Origin of the sequence: Peribacillus frigoritolerans, from assembly GCF_030676415.1 — a bacterium.
GTDB lineage: Bacteria > Bacillota > Bacilli > Bacillales > DSM-1321 > Peribacillus > Peribacillus frigoritolerans_A.
Window position 1 is genome coordinate 19,803 of sequence record NZ_JAUUTW010000034.1, and the last position, 20,826, is coordinate 40,628.

The window sequence follows — 20,826 nt, forward strand, 5'->3', positions numbered from 1 at the left end:
TCACCCCCTATGTAAGATAGGTATTAATCACATCCAATACTTTCGCTTTGTCTGGTGTTGGGAGAGTTAGCTGATTGATATCGTTTTTCACTTTGCTAAGCACACTCGTTAAAAAGGCAGAATCACGAACTTTAGCCCTAGCGATAATCTCTTTGATATTCGCATCGACTTCTTGTTCTTTATAACACTTATTTAGTGAGTCATTTAGTGTCTTGATAAGATGCCTATTAATTAGACAAATGTATAACGTGTTTTGTAAGTTAGAATATTGAAATTTAATCGTTGCTTGAAAATCAATAGTTACGTTGACCATTTCGATGGAGTTTTCACCCGTCTTAAAACGCATTTGGAAGCGGACGGATTTTATAAGGTCACCTAGTCTTACACGGTCTCCCACTTCATAACTGTCCAATAAGTTGTTTCCGCTAAGTCGGACCGACCTTACCTTTTTTTCTTGGTTTTTATTAGCGAAAGCAACACTTAAATAGTCGTTAATTTCGTGTCCGTCTTGGTTTATACTTTTTTCAATATAATCAAGCAGAATGATTGTTTGTTTTTCAAGTTGAAATTCATTTTCTACCACGGTATTGCTTTTTTTTCTACTAAAGGAGAAGGGAGTAAAGGATTTAAAAATCCTAGTTACATGCTTTTGAAATATTTTGTGAGTAGCATTCGATTGGTTTCGCTCACCACATTGTATGTAGCTAAGGTTGGTAACAGAATCAAAAACAACATCAAAGGTTGTCTTGCTATCTAAATCACCTTTTTTTTTGGTTCCTCCAAATTCCATTTCTTCTTTATATTTTTCAAACGTAACAGGTACTTTCAAGATGGTTCCATCTAGTATGGTAATTTCCCCAGCACGTTTAATGTATATGAACGAATCGTTATAAGATTTCTCTTGCTCAAACGGTAAACCAGTTTCAATTTTATCTTTTAATTGTGCTAATGTCATTCCGTCACTCAATTCGTATTCAAAAACGAAGTTTGGATAACCTCTTGAGAAAGTCTGATCTAAAACATCAAAAATTCCAATTAATAAGTCAGTATCTACATCTTTTGTTCGAAGAAAATTGGCTAAGTCATCTACACTAGCAATTGAAGTTGAGACCTCATGATGCATAAGTAAATACAAACGTACAACTTCCAACTTTTTATCTGTTTCCCTTTCTAACAGACTCTTTATTCGTTCAATTTCCTTTTCAATATTTATAATATCCGTTGATGTTTCCACATCTTCTGAAGTCAAAGTATCCATATCCATTTTATTCCTCCTATCCAATTCCAATAATTTTACCATAAAACTATTTTAATAATATCAAATTTTGAAAAATTTCGGATGCCGTTTATTAAGTTTTCTAAGCCAATGTACTTATCGTTATCGGCTACTTTGGTTGAGGAAGGATTAACGCTTTATGAATTAGAATGAAGTATAGAAGAATTAGTAATAGAATTTAATCAATATTTGAATTAATAGAAATGGGAACCGAGTACCTAACTATGGAAATACAAGGTACAGTAATACAGCGTTAAGGTATTCATCAAGGACAATACTTTGTGGCACTTAGACAGTCAATCCTTTCTAAATCCTTTAAAGGGGAACTAGGAACAAAGAATCAAGTGAAGAAAATGCGATTGAATTACTGAAAGAAATGTTGCAAGAACAAGTGGAATAGTTGTAAGCAGGCATTCAAATTATTGGATGCTTTTTTTGATTGTGTAATGCCTACTGTTAAGTAAGTGTGTTAATGCGTTGGTACTTTAAAGAAACCACTCTCATCCACAAACAAGAACTCGGCAAATGTTCGACACGAAACAACTTTTAGATGTATTTTAGTGCTGTAAAGTGATAAAATGTATAATGAAACCCTAATGTTGTTCGACAATGATTATCGATAACAAAGGTGTAATCTAATATGTGAAAATCTCCGCTATTATCCTATAGTTTTCGATAACCTGTTTGTAAATCTAGAGCGTGCCTTAAGTTTACAATCAATAAGCATTACAATATTGTAAACTTAGAGTATTCATTAGATTTACTTTACAAAATGTAAATGAAGTCCTGGAATCTATTTTTACAATGTGCTATCTTTGATTCATCAGATACATATGGAGGAACGATGAACTTGAACATAGCATATATTAGAGTATCAACAGTTGAACAGAACGAAGCAAGACAAGTACAAGCAATGAAGCTGTACAACATAGATAAGGTGTATCACGAAAAGGTTTCAGCTAAGAATATAGAAAGACCTAAGCTACAAGAGATGTTAGACTTTGTAAGAGAAGGAGATACAATCTACGTTGCAGACTTCTCAAGATTAGCACGATCTACAAAAGACTTGTTAGAACTAGTCGAACTATTAGAATCAAAAGGAGTTCAATTAGTATCCATTAAAGAGAATATTGATACCTCGACAGCAACTGGTAGATTGATGTTAAAGATGATTAGTGCAATTAATGATTTTGAACGTGAAAATATGCTTGAAAGACAACGTGAAGGTATTGCTATAGCAAAAGCAGCAGGAAAGTACAAAGGACGAAAAGAAGTATCGATTCCAGACTTCGACAAGCAATATCAAAGATATATCATTCGAGAACTATCGAAGTCTCAGCTTGCAAAGGAATTAGGTGTATCAAGACCAACACTAGACAAATTAATAAAAGAGCATCAACACGTGACTATTTAAATGGACTTCCAGAAGGAAGTCTCTTTCTTATGGGTAGGGTAGTGTAATTACCGCATGTCTAATGGGGGGGGGATTTCCCACATTATAAGCCTCACATCTATAGGATATGTACAATAGTAGGTGTATCCACACGTCACGAAATGACCCGATTCGAGTAGGTACTATTGCATTGAAAAGCCTCCAGTTAAATAGGAGGCTTTTATTTTTACTTTTATTTATCAATTTCTTTGCAAGTACATAAATTATTGCCACGAATATGATAAACATGAGGACCATTGGAACAAATTGAGTAAAGTTATCCATAAATTAATTCCTTTTCTATTAATTTATTTTACTTTTATGACTATAATAACAGTAAAGGATGTCAGATTTTTATAATTCTGGTAAGAAACTGAAACGCAAGTGAATAACAACTTCTAGATTTACTATGAATTATTGATTAAATACAGTAACTAGAGAATATTGGAGGGGGACAATTTGAAGGTGGATCAGTTGCATGAACTAATTCAAACATTTAGTACAAATGAACAACAAATAGCAAAAGAAGACTATGCCTATAGTCTAGAAGAAGTGGATAAGGGAAACGAGACGTCTAAATTTTTATAAATTTCAACGAAAGGTAATAGAGTGTGTTCCATCTTCCTATTAAATTAAGAGACTCGGTTTTTGATCAGTTTAAAGAAAAGATGAAAATATATATTCCTGTTGATCCGAGAGACAAAAACCAGATTGACATTGAGTTGAAGGACATTGTAACGCTAGAAAGTATAACGGAATTAATAAACCTTGCCTATAAGGAATGTGAAAAAAGGCTAGGTGTTAAATCTATTTATGAGAATACCCGCCTTTAACATTTATATCAACAGTTATAGAGATGAACAAACAATGGGGGAAAATTATGAAGTATGGGTTGAGGGGCAAGACCTCATTGAGGTACATCATATTAGATAATATAGTTCGAAATAGATAATCATTAACCTTTAGCAAGACCTCGTTTCTGTTAAATTTATCATGTATAATTGATTTGGAAAATATTACTTGAGTATAATCTTACTAAATGTGGGGGAACCGATGAATTTATTTAATATCATCACTGGTAGAGCTAAATTAATCGAAGAAGTTCAAGAGTTAACGTCAACAGTAGCAAGATATAAGAAAGAAACAAAGCAACTTGAACAACAGATTAGATCATATGAAAGTAATTATACTGATGCGATAAAAAACATTAGTAACTTGAAAGATACCATCGCATCTGCAGAGCTAGAAATCACAGCACAAAACAAAGAAATTCAGGAAAAGGAAAAATTGATCACTACCTATAGTAAGTATTATGGAGATATTTTAGACGTCGATAGAAAAGGCAATAAAGGCCTCTCGGAACATGATCAAGATAAAAGTTTTTTTGATTTCCTAAGACCCAAAAACGATAATAATGATTTTAATGATGACCAAGTTGAAGCCATTCGCTACAATATGAAAAAGAATTTGAGGATAATAGCTGGTGCCGGTAGTGGGAAAACACAAACCATTTGTGCAAAGACAGCTTACCTGATCATGATGGAAAATGTTAAACAAGATAAAATAGCGATGTTTACGTTTACAAATAAAGCAGCCTCTGAAATGCGGACAAGAGTCAATGAATTTTTAGATGAAGAAGAATCAAAGGTTGTTGTTGGAACCTTTAACGGTATATTTGCCTCTCTATACAATGACGTAAAAAGAAAGTTTCCCTATGTGGAACGTATAGGAATCGAAGGCGAGGATGTGAATGAAGGCCAAAGAAAGTACAACAGGTTATTAAATGGTTTAATCAGGAAATATGGATTGAAACCAATAAACGAGGGAGAGAAACCATTAAAAGAGAAGATTGGCTATTGGACAAACATGGGCTTTACATCTGATGAGATGACAAAGTTTATAAAAAAGCATTTTGATGATCTTGAGCCAAACAGTGATAACCCTCTAAGCCTTCGCTTTTCAAATATGATGACAGAGTTCAACGAACAACGAAAAACAGATAGAATTATGGTTTTCGATGACCAAATCGTTAACCTCTTAAAGGTGTTGCAGCAAGATGATGATGCAAGAGAATATTTGCAGCAACGTTTTGATTACATATTTATTGATGAATTTCAAGATACCAATCCGTTGCAAATGGAAATCATCAAGTTACTATGCCCGCCGGATAAAAAGGATGCAGCTAAGTTAATCATTGTAGGAGATGATGACCAAAGCATTTATTACTTTAGGGGAGCAGAGCCTAAGTTCATCAAAGAATTTGCACAGACCTACTCAACACATACCCTTACTCTTATGACAAACTATCGTTCTATTGAATCCATTGTCAAGGCAGGCAATCGAGTGATCACACATAATGCTAAAGACCGAATCAAAAAATCCATGACACCTTTTCATTATAAAAATGGTGATTGTTATATAAAAGCTCTTTCCAATCCGGCAGAAGAGGCAAATTGGATTATTAACCAAGCTGTTAAGATAGGGACCAATGAGCAACAAGAAGTGGATTATTCAAAAAGTGTTGTATTGTATAGGTCCAGTACTCAGCTTAAGACATTACTTCAGCAATTAGAAATATTGGACATTCCTTTCGTGATTGAAACCAATCAGGATCTTATGGGTATTTTTAATATCGATGGGTTCAAGCAAGCTTTTGATAACTGGGTTAAGTTTATCAATGAGGGACAAAGTAAGCTAGTTGAATGGAATATGATTTTAAAACACACTGCTAATGCTTTTTATAGAAATAATAGGGATATAACCGAATTTCAAAGAGGGAAAGGAGATATTGATCCGTCTGACGCAGCTGAATTTATTTGTGGTAGGAGTTCAGATAAGAATAAAAAGATGGTCATTGAGTATTTAAACGATCTTATCCAATTAAAAATAGGCAAACCAGTGTCTTTAAAATCCTTAATCAAGAAATTCTTAACATTCCCAGTCATTGAGAAGCAATTAACGAAAGAAGAAAAAAAGTGGATTGAAATGGAAAGTGAAGAATTCGACTCATGGACAAGCATGATGCAAAGATATTCCCAGATGAAAAAGAAAAAGGATGAGATGAAGAAAAAGATAGAGGATTACCATAATGGAAATTATAATGCTCTTTACCTTTTGACGATTCATAAAAGTAAGGGCTTGTCGTTTGAGAATGTTTTTTTGATTGGACTTTACGAAAATGGACTGCCTAGTAAACGTGCCATAAAAAAACCGAACAAAACAGAATTGAAGAAACATGTGGAACTAGCGGATCCACCTTCTACGATTGAAGAAGAAAGGCGATTAATGTACGTAGCGGTAACCCGTCCCAAGAAAAATTTATACATTACATTGCCAAAGACCATCAATGATAAACCGGTTAATAGATCTGTGTTTATAAAGGAAATTCAACTGCCTGTTAAATGATAGAGTAACTCAAAAGAAAAGACAGTTTTAAGCTGTCTTTTCTTTTTAACCAAATTTGTGATGTACTCTCTGCGTAAATTATGAAGCATTATAAGAAAAGCATAATGGATACTCTTTTAACTTGAAGAAAGAGGGGATTTATCAAACCGAACTTTTGAACAACAACAAGCAGCATAAAAGGAATAGATATAACAGAAATGGTTAGAGAAATGGAAAAAGCCTCAGTCATGTAGTTAGGCCCTAATAAGATTTTGTGAAACCAACAAAAGAACAATTATATGAATTGTTTGATAAGTTCTTTAATAGGTAAATTAAAAAGTGTGTTTGCATTACAAGTTTAATTGTACTATAGCGAAATGAATAAAATTTTGATTTTATTAAATGTATAATTTCGTTATGGTAAAATATTCATATGCCACTACTTATTTATTACTTCGAGGGGAAAAGGGGGATAAGAACTTGAATTTAGAAGAAGCGATTAAGCACGCACTAAACGGTGAAGGAATACTATTTGCAGGTGCTGGGTTTTCAACAGGAGTGAAAAATCAAAATGGTCAAGCATTTAAAAGAGCTAACGAACTGTGTGAAGTGTTATGTAAAGAATTAGAGATTGAGTTTTATAATGATCTAGGTTATATTTCTCAGAAATTTATAAGAGAAAAAGGTGAGGATGCCTTAATATCTTTTTTACAAAAAGAATTTATATCTTTGGAAGCTCTAGATTTGCATAAGGAAATAATAAAAATTAATTGGAAGCGTATTTATACAACAAACTATGATGATGTAATAGAAAAAGCTTCAGATGAAACAGGGCTTTCAAGAATTCCAATTACTCTTGGAAGAGATCCCAAAACATGTATTGACAAGTCCAATCTGGTCATTCATTTAAATGGTTACATAAAGGATTTAGTGCCTGTAAAGTTATACTCTGAATTCAAACTTTCTCGTGAAAGCTATATCAATGATTCGTTCACAGATAGCAAATGGGCAACATTATTTAGGCATGATATTGAAAATGCTAGGGTAATATTTTTTGTGGGTTATTCCTTAAACTATGATATCGATATACAAAGAATCCTGAGTACTAACGAACATATTAGAAAAAAATGCTTCTTTATTACTAAAGAGGATACAAATCAAATATCAATTGATATTATGAATGACGTTGGAAAAGTAGAAACAATTGGTATAGAAGGATTCTCCAATAAAATTAAAAAGATAACAGAGGAGTATATACCTTTAGAGTTTAAAGACGATTCTTTTTATTCTTTTAATCATTTAAATACAAATGATATCTCTATTGAAGATATAAGAGATAAAAATGTAATAGATTTGTTCATTAAAGGTGATGTATCTTTTTCGCATATTTTTAATTACGGTAATGAAAAAGGAAAGTATTTAGTGAATAGAACGCAAGTAAGTAGAGTCTTAAATGATTTTGAAAATGGCATGAAATTAGCTATTATACATTCCAATCTAGGGAATGGAAAAACTATGTTTATTAATAATCTTATTTCAAATCTTATAAAAGATGGAAATCAGGTTTTTATATTAAATAATAAGACAGAAACATATATTTCTGAAGTTGAAAAAATCTCAAAGATAAAGGGAAATAAGTATATCTTTATTGAAAATTACAACCTTCATTTAGAAGAGTTAAGAGCCTTTAAATTGTTTGATTCAAAGGAAATGAAATTTGTTGTTACTGCACGAAGTTTTATCAATGATGGATTTTACTTACATTTAACAAACGCAATGAATCTTGAAGATGAAAACGTTGGTATCTATGAAGTTAATAGACTCAACCAAGAGGAACTTTTGTCATTGATTTGTCTTCTAAACGAGTATCACTTATGGGGAGAAGAATCTACATTAAATAATAATGCGAAATTAAGATTATTAAGAACAGAGTATAAAGGTACGTTTCAGAGTATTTTATTAGGTTTGTTAAAGTCAAAAATAATGGTTGAGAAAGTAAATCAAATCCTACGAGTGATTGAAGATAATAATGAATTGGAAGAAATAATATTTACTTCCTTTATAAACAGTATAGTAAAACTAAATTTACAATTAGACGATATTATTTATTTACTTGAACAAGTGAAATTTAGTGCTAGGATAACAAGAGATCCTGATGTAAATGAATTAATTGATGTTAAACAAAATAAGATAATAGTAAAGTCTTCAGTTTTAGCACAGCATGTAATAAAAAATACTAAAAACTCCAGCAAAGTAATTGATTTACTAATAAAATTGATGCAATCTGCAGACAGCAAAGATATTAGTGGTAAATATCGCCCGTTAATGAAGCTCTTAGTATCTTTCTCGAATTTAAGGTTGATTATGAGTGAAGAGGGTGTAGATTTTTCTAATCATATAATTAAATACTATGAAAATATTAAAAACTTACAATTTAATAGAAGGAATCCATTTTTCTGGTTTCAATATGCAATCGCAAGACTAGATTTAAAACAATATGCTGAAGCGAAAATATACTTCGACAATGCATACTCTTATGCTAGAGAGATGGATGCTTTTGATACATTCCAATTGAATACTCACTATGCACGATATTTACTAGAAAGTGAGATTCACTATGGTAAAGATTCTTCTTCTGCGTTTGGCAACTTTATAAAAGCACATGAATTGATATATCATAATAGAAATAAGCCACTTAGTTTGCATTATCCACTTAGACACGCAAAATATTATTTAGAAATATACAACAAGTTCTATTCTGGTTTTTCTGAAGCTGAACAATCGAAGTTTGTTTATAGTTGTCATCAAATCATCGAAAAGATTGAGCAATATAAAGAGGCGATGAATAGAAACGAAAGAGCAATTCATTCAGTTGTTATCGAGTCAGAGCAAAAAATCAAAACGATTTTGCATAAAATCAGAAATCTTAACGTAATAAATAAAACTCCAAGTAAAACCAGTAAGGGTATTAAGTCTTAAAGAGTAAGAATACCAATTGAATAAAAGTTGACACAAACAGCAAAATACTGTTTGTGTCTTTTTGTAATGAGGGAGTTAGAATGTTCCTTATTAATGCTGGATTAGCGTTTTGAAACCAAAGATTCTGTAACCGATTGAGTGTGGCTATTCATATCAATTGTGATTATTTTATAAATGCAGTGGCAGCTATGGTTAGATTGTTTGTCTTGTTATAAGTTTGATTGATAATGAAATCCAGTTAATTGATGGGAATATAGCGTACTTATTAAAATCTTCATGAAACACAACACATATAGATAAGGATTCGCACATTCGCATTATTTTAAGCGAATTACAACCTGGCAGTATAGTGAAGAGGCTATAAATAGTAAAGGTAAAAATACTAATATGAAAACGAAATTGTAAGAGCGAAACAGGACAAGTTAGGAGAGGAGGCGAAGTTGAATTAGGGCGATTTAATTAAGAATCTAAATGGAGATCTACTAATTCGTAATAAGTTATGAGTCTAATACAAGTGGAATTAAAAATAAAGGAGAAACGCTAGTGCATAAACATGAATATATCTCTTATACTTTAGCAACAGAAACAGCTGCAAAAGTAATTTCGAGTTTTTATAGGGAAGATGAAGAAAGTGAAGTATCCTTGGAGGATTTTTGGAATTGGGATAAAAAAAACATAATGCCAATTCTTATTAAACCGCATAGAAGAACTATCATACACATGTGGCTACAATATTATGTTCATGTAGATAGCGAATTAGAAATGGCAAAAAAAAATCTAGACAAAGTGGATTATATTAACGAGATGATTTACTTATTGCACGAAGCGGAGGTGCTTCCCAGAGAGTATGAACCAATTCGCTATACTGCTGAGTATTTCCGTTTGGAATTAGACGAAGCGGAATTTATAACAAAGATTACAGAAGAAAATAACGAAAAAATACAAAATTTAGAGCAACAGGTTTCCTCTAACCTTCAAAAAATAAATGACCTTATTATACATTCTGCTTTTCAAATCATTATGCAAAATCGTATGTTTCTTCATGATTTTCATTTAAGGTTCAGTGAAATCATAAAGAAGAACTGTGACTGGATTAGTGAACAGTACCCAGAAGATGTTACAGATTCTAAGAGATTAAAAAGGGCAACCTATTGGCCTACTTGGTTAGAAGATGCTATTTTCTATCGTGATAAAGGTACATGTGTTATTTGTCGAAGTGATATATCTGGATTAAGGAATCTTGGTATTAAACAAGCAATAGACCATATTGTTCCTATTAGTCTGTATGGGAATAATGATGTTACTAACTTACAAATTCTTTGTCGCAGTTGTAACGAGGTAAAAGGGAATAGATCTACAGCAACAAGTGGAATAAATGTCCCTTTTTGGAACTTAGAATAGTTTCGGTTTACAAGAAGTACCAAGGATTTAAGGGCGATTAAGTAACTCTAACAAAAGAATGTGAGCCTGTTGTCTTAAAGGTTGTTCTACTGCTATCGGTGAGCTAATGATAACTGTATTAAGTGGCATAACCGAATTTGAAGCAGACATTGACAAGATTAAGGAAAGACAAAGTATGTATTAACTTAGTTAAGCAAAAAGGTGTGTTAATAAGGAAAATCGAACAAGTACATAAGCATAAAGGATTACATCATGCTTTGAAGCTATCTGACATAACTAAGATAAGCAGAGCAACCCTGTACAGGGCAGTTAAAGAACAATAGCATTAAGATGGAATTTGATTTTAAACATTAATGGAGGAGAGGATGTTGAAGATATTAACATGGAATATAAATAAAGGTGGGTCATTACAACGTATTAATAGCATAGCTCAGCAAATAAACAAGCACTCGGCTGATATTGTATTACTTTGTGAATACTGGAGTGGAGAAAAGGGTGAGGTACTCAAGAAACTGTTAAGGGAATATGGATATGAATATGTCGTTACCAGTAATGGTGAAGCAAAACAAAACCACCTACTATTTGCTTCCCGTTATCCCCTTGAAGTACTTCCATCTACCTATCAAAGAGAAAAAAATAAGGAACGGTGGCTTGAGATTAAGTTGATTCAACAGGACTTACATATTCTTGGCATACACATTCCTACCAGTCAGGATAAACAAGAAAAACAAGACTTTTGGATAGAAGTGAATAATTTTGCAAAGAAGAATGTCAATAATAAGGCTGTAATCTTAGGAGATTACAATACTGGTTTGTTAGAAGATGCGCAAGGTGTCCCTTTTTATGGGATGGTATTCATGAGAAATTTGCTAGATTTAGGTTGGATAGATACATGGAGATACACTCACGGCAATTTTGGTGGATATTCCTGGTACAGTACAAAGGGGAATGGTTTTCGGATTGATCACGTTTTTGCATCACCCATTTTATATGAAGTGATATTAGAATCGTATTTTTCACACCAAGAAAGAATGAGCAAAATATCAGACCATTCTGTATTGATCGTGGAACTTGCAATATAAACTTAATCACATATTCTAATACGCCTACAAAGAAAAGGTAAGGGGGTGTTTTCCACTTTATAAGCCCCCCGTCTCTATGCACTATAGTGAAAATGAAATTGAGTTATCGACAATGTTAGTTGATTATGCGAAAACAGATATGGAGACAGACACCCCTAAAACGCTTAAGCGGTTGAGCAGTTAATGAGACAGTGTTCTGGTGCTAGTATCTCAGGAGGGCAAGGCACTTGCTAAACTGCGGGATGACTTCCGTGAAGGTAGACCAAGAAATCACTTCAAGCAACAAGTAGAACATGCCTTGAAATGGCTTGAGACTCATACATACAGGAAGTAGAAGCAATGACAGTCATTCCTAAAAGACGTTCATTCGCAGGAAGAATGAGCAACAAGCTAAAATTATAACTTAGATTCAGAGGTAATTTTGAATATATTAAAAGTTTTGAATTGAATTAATTGGAGTATTTTGGTATAATTTAATTGTCTTATCTAACTGGTGATAAGAGGAGAAGGTTTGGCATTGTCAACTTCGGCAATGTTAAGAATTAGCTTTACGACTAGAGTCGCCAAGACATCGATCAGTAAGTCAATGAGCATAATATCCAATCCTTCCACAATCAAATAGACAATCATTTGTTTAATTAGATTGTACCGTATAAGTGTAAACAAGTTAGCCTTACTGTCAGGTGATTATGATGCGAAAGGTATTATTATAGACTAATACCCTAAACACCTTATTATCTTTCAGGCGAGAAAGTGTATGCTAGGGAGGTTTTCTGATGGATCAGAGTAATAGGCTACAATTACATAATCTCCCCAGCTCTTCACAAATAGACATGAAGAGATACCGCTCTAAAGGATATCTTCATTTTGATAAAAGAATAAAAATGGAGCATGTTTACCAAAAAATTCAGGATCAAAACTGGGTTGCGGGACATGCTTTTTTGCCATTCATTCATTATAAGATTAAGTTAAATAAGTATACGGTAAAGCCAGATGTTACTTCAAAAGATCTGAGATTATGTAAAGATCAGAAGTTCTTCAAGTTTAAAAAGCCTAAGGAAAGAATGATATACTATGCTTCGCATTTAGATAGTTATATATACAAGTACTATGGTGAGCGATTAAATGATGCCTACAATGAATATGCAAAACAGAAGGGTATTGATGAAATTGCTATCGCATATAGGAATAATAAGTCGGGTGAAAATAATATCGACTTTGCAAAAGAAGTGTTTAAGTTTATCCTTCAACAGGATAATGCTGTAATTATAGCTTTAGATTTCACAAAGTTTTTCGATACTATTAATCATAAGGTTTTGAAAGAGAATATTAAAACAGTATTAGGTGTTGATAAGTTACCTTTGGATTTTTATAAAGTGTTTAAGAGTATTACTAATTTCAGTTACATCGATAAGGCAGCAATAGATGAATACTTAACTAGTAAATATGGGGAAAAGCAGTTGAAGAAGTTGAAAAAGCAAGGAACTCTAAAACGAATTATGAATCCTTCTGAGTTCAGAGAGTTCAAAAAATACCGTATTGAGACACATGAGGAGGATTATGGAATTCCTCAAGGGTCAGGTATGAGTGCTGTTTGTTCCAATGTTCATCTTATTAAATTTGATGCGAGCCTAAAGAAATGGGCTGAAAGTAAGAATGCTTTATATAGAAGATACTGTGACGACCTAATTATTGTTATTCCTTTGGCAAAAGACAACAAAACGAATGTTAATGCCTTGGTAGATGAAGTATATGAGATAATAAAAGAATACGATGATTTAAAGGTCCAAGAAGAGAAAACCGAGATACGCATCTATGAAAATGGACGAATAAAGACACTGGAAAATAAGCTCGACAAAATTGATTATCTTGGTTTCTTATTAGATGGTGAGACGATAAAAATTCGTGAGAAGAGTGTATTTAAATACTATAGCCGTGCATATAGAAAGGCAATGATATCTACAAAAAGGACCAAAGTTAGGGGTATTAAAACTTACCGATGGAAGTTATATAAGCTTTATACTCATCTAGGCTCTGATTATAAAGGATATGGTAATTTCATATCGTATGCCCAAGAAGCGCATGAGAAAATGATTGAACTACCAGTTCGGGTTTTAATTAAAAATCAGGTGAGAAAGCACTGGAGTAAAATTCAAAGTAAGTTACGTAAAGGGGAGTAGCGTTTAAAGAAATGTCTAATACTCGAGTGATTGAACACTTTTCGAAATATGAGAAAATCCTTAGAATTAGATGGACGATTCAAGAGGTGGGGGGATATTTTCATATTATGCGCCCACCTTCTATGATACAAAGCTATAGGGTTAATCCACACATTACAGATAATTGTTATCCCCGAGAAACCCGCACTTATATTGACTCCCAAAATCCAATACCTATTGTTAGAATGCTCCTTTAATTGCTTAATGAAATATCGATTTTATTCACTGTTAAAATAGTTATTAGCCAAAACAGTCATAAGAAAAGTGACTGTTTTTTGCTTGGAATAACTTCTTTAATAATCTTTTCAAAAACAATTTTATTGGTTATATGATTTTGTTGGAAAGATAGTACCCCTGTACATACCCCAATTTTTGAATGTATATAGTATAATGGAATGTACAATCTTTCAGAAAATGGATCAATAGATACTTTTCATTTTTTCAAGGGAAATGAGATGTACTTGCTAACTTGGTAGAGATAGCGGAGAAAGTGTATGTCATGACCCTCATACAACATTAATGAAGCTGCGATTGTACCGAATAACCGTTTCGTAGCCAAGTTGGATATAAGTTATTACATCGAGAATTTGGTGATCTAATTGATACATAAATAGAATCAATGATAACTAAGCAATAGGAGGAAAACAGGAGTGTATAGATTAGATGCAGTCAACAATAGATTAGAAGAAATCCAAGAAACTACTTTCACCGAAAATGATTTGAAAGAGCGGCAACACATCGAAGAGTGGATACGTAAAAGCCCAGATGTATTAGGTGAAGACCTACTGATAATTGCCCATGAATACGATAAATTTGAAGTGAATGAACGGCTAGACCTTCTAGCAATCGATAAAGAAGGTAATTTAGTGATCATTGAAGTGAAAAGAGACGCAACGGGTAGCAATGTCGACTTCCAAGCTCTGAAATATGCTTCATATTGTGCAAGACTAAGTCCACATGATATTCTGGAGACTTACGAAGAATATATAAAGGTGAATTCTGCAGTAACTAATGCTAAGGATGAACTTATGGAATTTTTAGAAGTGGAGATCGAAGAGGAATTAAACAATATCCTTAACAACAGCCAACGGATAATCATAGTTGGAAAAGATATTGATAAGAGAATTCTTTCCGTTTGCACTTGGTTGTATGAGAATAGCATTGATATAAAATGTGTAACGATAAAACCTTATAAGTTTGAGGATCAGATCATCTTAGACACAAATCAAATTATTCCACCATATAGGCTTGAGGACTATTATATTAATAAGAAGACTACAGCTAAAGAACGAAAAATTAGCATAGATCAAGATGTATCAACCTTTTTGCAGGAAATTTCAAACTTCGTAAATACGAAAACTGAATATACGGCTCGCTATGGTGGCAAAAGAGATTACTTTGTCGGACATCAGTTTTTGAACATTCCGTGGAGGTTTGTTTTTGTTTATAAGAAAGACCGAACATCCTCTGTATTTATTGAGTCTTATAAAAAAGAGGGAACGGACTTAATTCGATCCATTGCTTCTAATCACCTTGAAGAATTAGGAGTGTTATTAGGATGCGAAGTTGAATTAATTAGAGGCTCAAGAAACACAGATCTTTATAAGTTAGTTGCTAAGTTAACCTTCTCTGAGCATCAGTCATTTGATGACTGTGTCAGTCAGTATACAAACACTTTTGTGAAGTATCAACAGTTCTTAAAAGCCAAAGTTCGTCATTCTTAAAATAAATGGTACTTGGTGGAGTTTAACTGTTATTTGATGACTCAAATGTTAAGTCATCACGAGAGACACGTTCTCCACCTTTTTTGTCCCGAGCAGTGGATTTGTTAAGATAACATCGAAGTTAGAACTTCTTGAACAATCTATTTTGTCTAAAGCTTTAAGTGAAATATGAAATAGTCATAAAGTTAACCTTGAGTTATAAAATGTCAAACGGTCTAAGTTCGAAAAGTGACCGTTACAATGAACCGAAGAAAAACAGCGATATATAAGGTTGCTCAGCTGATAGAGCAACGCCCTTCCAAGGCGTCGGTCGGTAGTTCGAATCCCTCCCAGTACGTTACATTGAGAAAAGGGTTGATATATAAAGGTTCTCTGGTTAGAAATAATCAAGAGTTCCACTGTATATCAACCTTTTTTGTGTTGTTTTTAGGTTTAGCCGTCGAACAGGTAGCCAGTATATATAGGACGATTTTGACGTTCCGAGACGAATAGGCAGAAGGTGTTATTTTAATAGAACATTTAATGTAAAATAGAATATATCAAAACAAGCACGTTGTTTAGGGGGAAGCAATTTGAATAATTTTATTGTTATGCAAGGTCACACATACCAAGAAGAAAAAGGTCTAGGGATTATTTGGTCGCCACAACAAGATAAAGGGGGAAATGTACCACATTCATGGAAGCGAATGACAGAAGCAAAAGAAGGAGATCGAGTATTTCACTATGTAAAAGGTTTAATTGTTGCAATTAGCGTTGCAAATGATAATTATCAAAATGCTCCTAAACCTTCTATTATGCAAAATCATAGCAAATGGAACGATGAAGGATATTTGGTGAATTTAGAATACCATGAATTAGATGTACCTTTAAATGTTAGAGCTAGTTTTAATGAAATTCTTCCGCTCCTTCCAATTAAGTATTCGGCATTTCAAAAAAATGGTGATGGAAATCAAGGCTATTTATATCCTTGTAATGAGGAACTGGCTATTAAACTTCTAGATTTGATTAGTGATTTAAATATATATCAAGTAGACCAGGAACAACTTGAGCTATCGATTGATAATGTGAGAAGAACAGAAAGAAATACATTAGTTCCAGTTATTGCAGAAACAGAATCAGAAGTAAAAACAAAAATCCGTTTAGGTCAACAAAAGTTTCGCAAGTATCTTACGCCATTGTGGGATCATAAATGTGCATTATGCAATATTGACTTACCTGAGTTACTACGAGCGAGCCATTCGAAACCGTGGAAAGATAGTACAAATGAAGAACGTTTAGATGCATACAACGGCGTACTGCTGTGTTGTAATCATGATGCACTTTACGATAAAGGATTAATTACATTCGATGGGCAGGGACGTTTGCACATTTCTTCAGTGATCTGTCATGAAGATTATTTGATGTATGGATTAAAACCAATGACTAAGATAAAGATTCATTCCGAAAATAAAGTGTATTTTAGGTGGCATAAGAAGAATATTTTTAAAATAGTGTAAGCTATAATTCGAATTGGTTTATAAATTGAGGTTGAAGTTGGTTAGAAATTTAAAACTAAGCATATTTAGAAAAAGGTAATTATCAAGTTTTTAGTTCAATTAAGGATAAAAAATTCCATGCCACAATAAGAACAAGAATTTCTGGATATTCCTTCATTTTTTTCTATAGTACTTTCATGGGACAAATCAAAAAGAAACCTTTCAAAAATAAGAAAGGTTTCATTAAAAAATGGAATTTTATAATTTTAGTTCCAATCACAAGCATTACCATCATTGTCTCGATCTAAATCATGAGGATCACTTGCTGGACCTCCAGCTGCTATATAAAATTCTTGTGCCTCAACACCGCCACTAGGGAAATCGGAACAGTTTTTATCAGCGCCAAACGGATCATATAGGAGATTCGAAGAGGTAGCTTCAGCGGCGATTCGTTCCTGTTCAGCAGCGTCTTCCTTGGCTTTTGCTTCAGCGGCGATTCGTTCCTGTTCAGCAGCGTCTTCCTTGGCTTTTGCTTCAGCGGCGATTCGTTCCTGTTCAGCAGCGTCTTCCTTGGCTTTTGCTTCAGCGGCGATTCGTTTCTGTTCAGCAGCGTCTTCCTTGGCTTTTGCTTCAGCGGCGATTCGTTCCTGTTCAGCAGCGTCTTCCTTGGCTTTTGCTTCAGCGGCGATTCGTTTCTGTTCAGCAGCCTCTTCTTTGGCTTTTACTTCCTTCGCTAATTGGGCTTGTTTCTCTAATTCAGCCTTAGCTTTTGCATCAGCTTCTTTTTCTTTCTTTACTTTTTCAGTATTAGATGTATTAACATCCATATCTTTGGTAGCACTATCCGTATCAGTATTAGCAATTACAATAATAAAAGATAGAAGGATACCAGACCAAATGATCATGAGAGGTCTTTTAATCGAGGGCTTTCCTGTACTCTTTTTTAAATAGTGAAATACACCAAACCCTACAACAACCAAACCAATAATACTCCACCAAGATGATACTAAGAAAATTAATGATAATAATAATAATATAACTAAAAGAATAATAGCCTTTTTCTTCATTATCGTTGCTCCCTACTTATTAATATAATAGCTATCATATTTAAAACTATTAAATTAATAGTAAGGGTAATATGAAATTAATACCATAGATTCGACAAAATAAGACATAAACTTTTCTTTATGATTAAAGGTAAATTAGCAAAACTAATTGTCTGTTGCATATTTTTACCTTTTTATAATTTCTCGTAGTGAAGTGGGGATATCATCTTAATAACTTGCAAGGATGAAAAGGGGAACTAGTATGAAAAAAATTACTTCTGAGATTATTAAATTTAGAAATGATCGAATTCCAATTGTATACATTCAATAAATGTGTTAGGCCTACCTCTTTGAGATAGGTCTAATCACATATGTGTGGTTTCATATATCAACTGACTATTAGTAAAGTAGAAAAAAATCAATAATAATTACTTCACTTTTAAATTCCTCCCTGTTATAAAATCTATATTTTAGTCGCTTTAATAAGATGGTTATGATAAATGATAGTGTTGGTTCAAATATTAGAGCATTTTTCTTTTGATAACTATGTAAAACGTTGAGTTTTATTTTTATATATTAAAATAATAATTAAGTTCAATCTTTTAGTGTGAATTAAATGTAATAAAGTATGTTTAAGTTAGTGGGGTTTAGAAAAAAATAGTTAAGAAAAATAGAGTTAATCAAGGTGAATTTAGGTTAGTTAAAGTAAGTTAAGGTAAGTTAAGATAATTATTTGAATATTCAAAATTCTCGTTGACATATAAATATAGGGTAGGTAAAATGATACTGAAAGAACTTCTCGGGTATTTTTGGTTAAAGTGGTAACTATATTCGTTAGGGATAGGAACAGGATAACGATAGTTGCCTCCACTTTTAGTAGAGAAGAAGTTCTAAAGAATAATAAGGGAGAAAAAATAAATGAGTAATAAAATTGATACAACCCGTGAAGTTAATGAAAATTACATTGAAAAAGAAATAAAAATTCCTAAATAATGACTTTTTAGGTATTAATGCTAGTTCTGAAGAGTCGAACTCATTACATGAGAATCCCCATTTAGAATTTAAGGTATCTAAATGGGATGAAGATAAATGTATATTGGAACTAAAGAATCAATATGAAATGCATGGAATACTCAATGCTACGACAGTGCATAAATACAAAGGCGGAATGGCGAAATACATAGAGAAAAACCATGGAAGTATTTCAGCTTTCTGTGATGCTAATGGTTTAAGCTACTTGTTTAGAAGCAACAAAAATAATTGGACGGAAGAGAAAGCAAAAATAGGACTACAAAGTATTTATCAAGAAGTCGGATTATTTAGCACTAGTGAATTAATGGCTCGGAATAGTGGACTAGAGAAATACTTAAGAACTAAGGCGGGAGGAGTTAGGGAATTTTGTGAAAAGAATGGTTTATCCCATATTTTAAAAAAACCAAAAGTTCATAACTGGACAGCGGAAAAAGCTCTTGATATAGTCAAAACAATACACAAAGAATATAAAAAGCCTGTAGGAATAAACCTGCTCACGAAGTCAGGTTATGGAGGCCTGTATCAGTGGGCTACAAAGCAATATGGTAGCTACAAAGAATTTATTATACAACATGAATTGATAGAGTACACAAGTTATCAAAATAACTGGACTGATGCTCTATGTTTTCGATTGATTAAAGATCAATTTATATTAAATGGTGGCGTTTTTAACCCCGAAATTATAAAGAGTAAATATAAAGGCGCACATGCGTATATCTATAACAAACATGGGAGTTTTGAAAATTTCTTAAACACTTATGATTTACAGGATTACGTTGAGATTAATAATACGATTTATACAGATGAAATAGTTCAAACAAAAATAAAAGAGGCTTTTACATTATTTGGAGAAAAAGTTTATAGTAGTTGGTTACATGAAAACGGCTTTAGTGGTACAGCTATTTATCTTACTAAGATAGGAGAAGGAAGCTTTATTAATGGAGCAATTAAATTAGGGTTAACAGATTTCGTCATATCGAGGCACACAGATTGGACAGAAGAACTTGTCTTAGAAAAGATAAATGAAATGTTAGAAAAAAAAGGTGAAGCACTTATTAAGGCGGATTTTGTCAATTATAAGCTAAGTGGAATGAGAGACTGGATCATTAAAAATTATGGTGGTATTAAAGAATTCTTCGAAAAACATAATAGGGCGAATGATTTTGTTAACATGAAACATATCGGCATGGAACTATGGGCTTTTGGTTTGCAATTTGAAGAATTAGCAAAGGAAGCTATTGAACTGATTTTTGAACATGTTTCTTATAATAAATGGATAGATAATGTAAGACCTGACTTCATAATCAATGAAGATTTATGGATTGATTCTAAATTATCATCATTTGCTTATTTCACAGATGATACAGTTAAAAAGTACACAGCTAGACATGAATGCAAAGAACTGTGGCTATTATACTTAAGAGGTCACAAGTTTAACCATGGTAGAGAAGATGTTAAATTAATTGATATTAAAGATTGGTATGTTGATTTAATTAAGTTGGGGAGAAGAGATTTAGTTGAGAAGTTTGATGATCTTAGAGAAAAGGTCTATGAAAAAGAAAGAATCGATGGAAAAAGAATTCATATATAATTTTAATACTAATAATTATCAATTTGTCATTCGAGCCAAGACCCTAATAGATGCACTCTAACCGATGGGGTGTGGTTAATAGAAATACAGTGAGATTTTAGTTTCTCACTGTATTTTTAATTTGTAAAGGCTATAAAATTAAAGGAATAGGAAACCCTTATTAACATGTTTTAGAGCATAAATTT

At 32.8% G+C, this 20,826-nt stretch carries 12 protein-coding genes; 10 read left to right on the forward strand and 2 right to left on the reverse strand.

The genetic code is table 11. The annotated features are described in order from the left end of the window. Nucleotides 1-7: 7 nt before the first annotated feature. Nucleotides 8-1,264: a hypothetical protein gene (locus Q8G36_RS23575; protein ID WP_305162205.1), complete on the reverse strand. Its 1,257-nt coding sequence runs from the start codon at nt 1,262-1,264 to the stop codon at nt 8-10. An 856-nt stretch (nt 1,265-2,120) separates the two neighbouring features. Between Q8G36_RS23575 and Q8G36_RS23580 the strand changes: the two genes are divergently transcribed. From Q8G36_RS23580 to Q8G36_RS23620, 9 genes are all read left to right on the forward strand, one after another. Then, nucleotides 2,121-2,690, forward strand: coding sequence for a recombinase family protein (locus tag Q8G36_RS23580; protein WP_305162206.1), 570 nt, complete (start codon nt 2,121-2,123; stop codon nt 2,688-2,690). A gap of 477 nt (nt 2,691-3,167) precedes the next feature. Further along, entirely contained in the window at nt 3,168-3,296 is a 129-nt protein-coding gene (locus Q8G36_RS23585) for a hypothetical protein (protein ID WP_305162207.1), read from the forward strand. Nucleotides 3,297-3,761: 465 nt separating this feature from the next. Next, nucleotides 3,762-6,113 carry a UvrD-helicase domain-containing protein gene (locus Q8G36_RS23590; RefSeq protein WP_305162208.1) on the forward strand — a complete coding sequence of 784 codons (2,352 nt, stop codon included), beginning with the start codon at nt 3,762-3,764 and terminating at the stop codon, nt 6,111-6,113. 459 nt (nt 6,114-6,572) lie between these two features. Continuing rightward, the gene (locus Q8G36_RS23595; RefSeq protein WP_305162209.1) at nt 6,573-9,071 is read left to right on the forward strand and encodes an SIR2 family protein; all 2,499 of its coding nucleotides are present in this window, start codon (nt 6,573-6,575) and stop codon (nt 9,069-9,071) included. Nucleotides 9,072-9,614: 543 nt separating this feature from the next. Next, nucleotides 9,615-10,472 (forward strand): HNH endonuclease, encoded by an 858-nt coding sequence (locus Q8G36_RS23600; RefSeq protein ID WP_305162210.1) that lies wholly within the window; start codon nt 9,615-9,617, stop codon nt 10,470-10,472. 365 nt (nt 10,473-10,837) lie between these two features. Further along, nucleotides 10,838-11,554 (forward strand): endonuclease/exonuclease/phosphatase family protein, encoded by a 717-nt coding sequence (locus tag Q8G36_RS23605; RefSeq protein WP_305162211.1) that lies wholly within the window; start codon nt 10,838-10,840, stop codon nt 11,552-11,554. A gap of 776 nt (nt 11,555-12,330) precedes the next feature. Further along, nucleotides 12,331-13,734, forward strand: coding sequence for a reverse transcriptase domain-containing protein (locus Q8G36_RS23610; protein ID WP_305162212.1), 1,404 nt, complete (start codon nt 12,331-12,333; stop codon nt 13,732-13,734). 689 nt (nt 13,735-14,423) lie between these two features. Continuing rightward, entirely contained in the window at nt 14,424-15,497 is a 1,074-nt protein-coding gene (locus Q8G36_RS23615) for an endonuclease NucS (RefSeq protein WP_305162213.1), read from the forward strand. A gap of 572 nt (nt 15,498-16,069) precedes the next feature. Continuing rightward, nucleotides 16,070-16,993, forward strand: a complete 924-nt coding sequence (locus tag Q8G36_RS23620; RefSeq protein ID WP_305162214.1) for an HNH endonuclease — start codon at nt 16,070-16,072, stop codon at nt 16,991-16,993. A 245-nt stretch (nt 16,994-17,238) separates the two neighbouring features. Here Q8G36_RS23620 and Q8G36_RS23625 read toward each other — a convergent pair whose 3' ends face one another. Further along, on the reverse strand, nt 17,239-18,039 hold the full coding sequence (locus Q8G36_RS23625) for an excalibur calcium-binding domain-containing protein (protein WP_305162215.1): 801 nt from the start codon (nt 18,037-18,039) through the stop codon (nt 17,239-17,241). A gap of 1,075 nt (nt 18,040-19,114) precedes the next feature. Between Q8G36_RS23625 and Q8G36_RS23630 the strand changes: the two genes are divergently transcribed. Then, entirely contained in the window at nt 19,115-20,641 is a 1,527-nt protein-coding gene (locus tag Q8G36_RS23630; RefSeq protein ID WP_305162216.1) for a hypothetical protein, read from the forward strand. Nucleotides 20,642-20,826: the final 185 nt, after the last annotated feature.

What these genes read in the sequence shown, in the direction of transcription:
- Q8G36_RS23605 (WP_305162211.1), top strand. Translation starts at nt 10,838, where the DNA reads ATGTTGAAGATATTAACATGGAATATAAATAAAGGTGGGTCATTACAA.
- Q8G36_RS23590 (WP_305162208.1), top strand. Translation starts at nt 3,762, where the DNA reads ATGAATTTATTTAATATCATCACTGGTAGAGCTAAATTAATCGAAGAA.
- Q8G36_RS23610 (WP_305162212.1), top strand. Translation starts at nt 12,331, where the DNA reads ATGGATCAGAGTAATAGGCTACAATTACATAATCTCCCCAGCTCTTCA.
- Q8G36_RS23580 (WP_305162206.1), top strand. Translation starts at nt 2,121, where the DNA reads ATGAACTTGAACATAGCATATATTAGAGTATCAACAGTTGAACAGAAC.
- Q8G36_RS23625 (WP_305162215.1), bottom strand. Translation starts at nt 18,039, where the DNA reads ATGAAGAAAAAGGCTATTATTCTTTTAGTTATATTATTATTATTATCA.
- Q8G36_RS23575 (WP_305162205.1), bottom strand. Translation starts at nt 1,264, where the DNA reads ATGGATATGGATACTTTGACTTCAGAAGATGTGGAAACATCAACGGAT.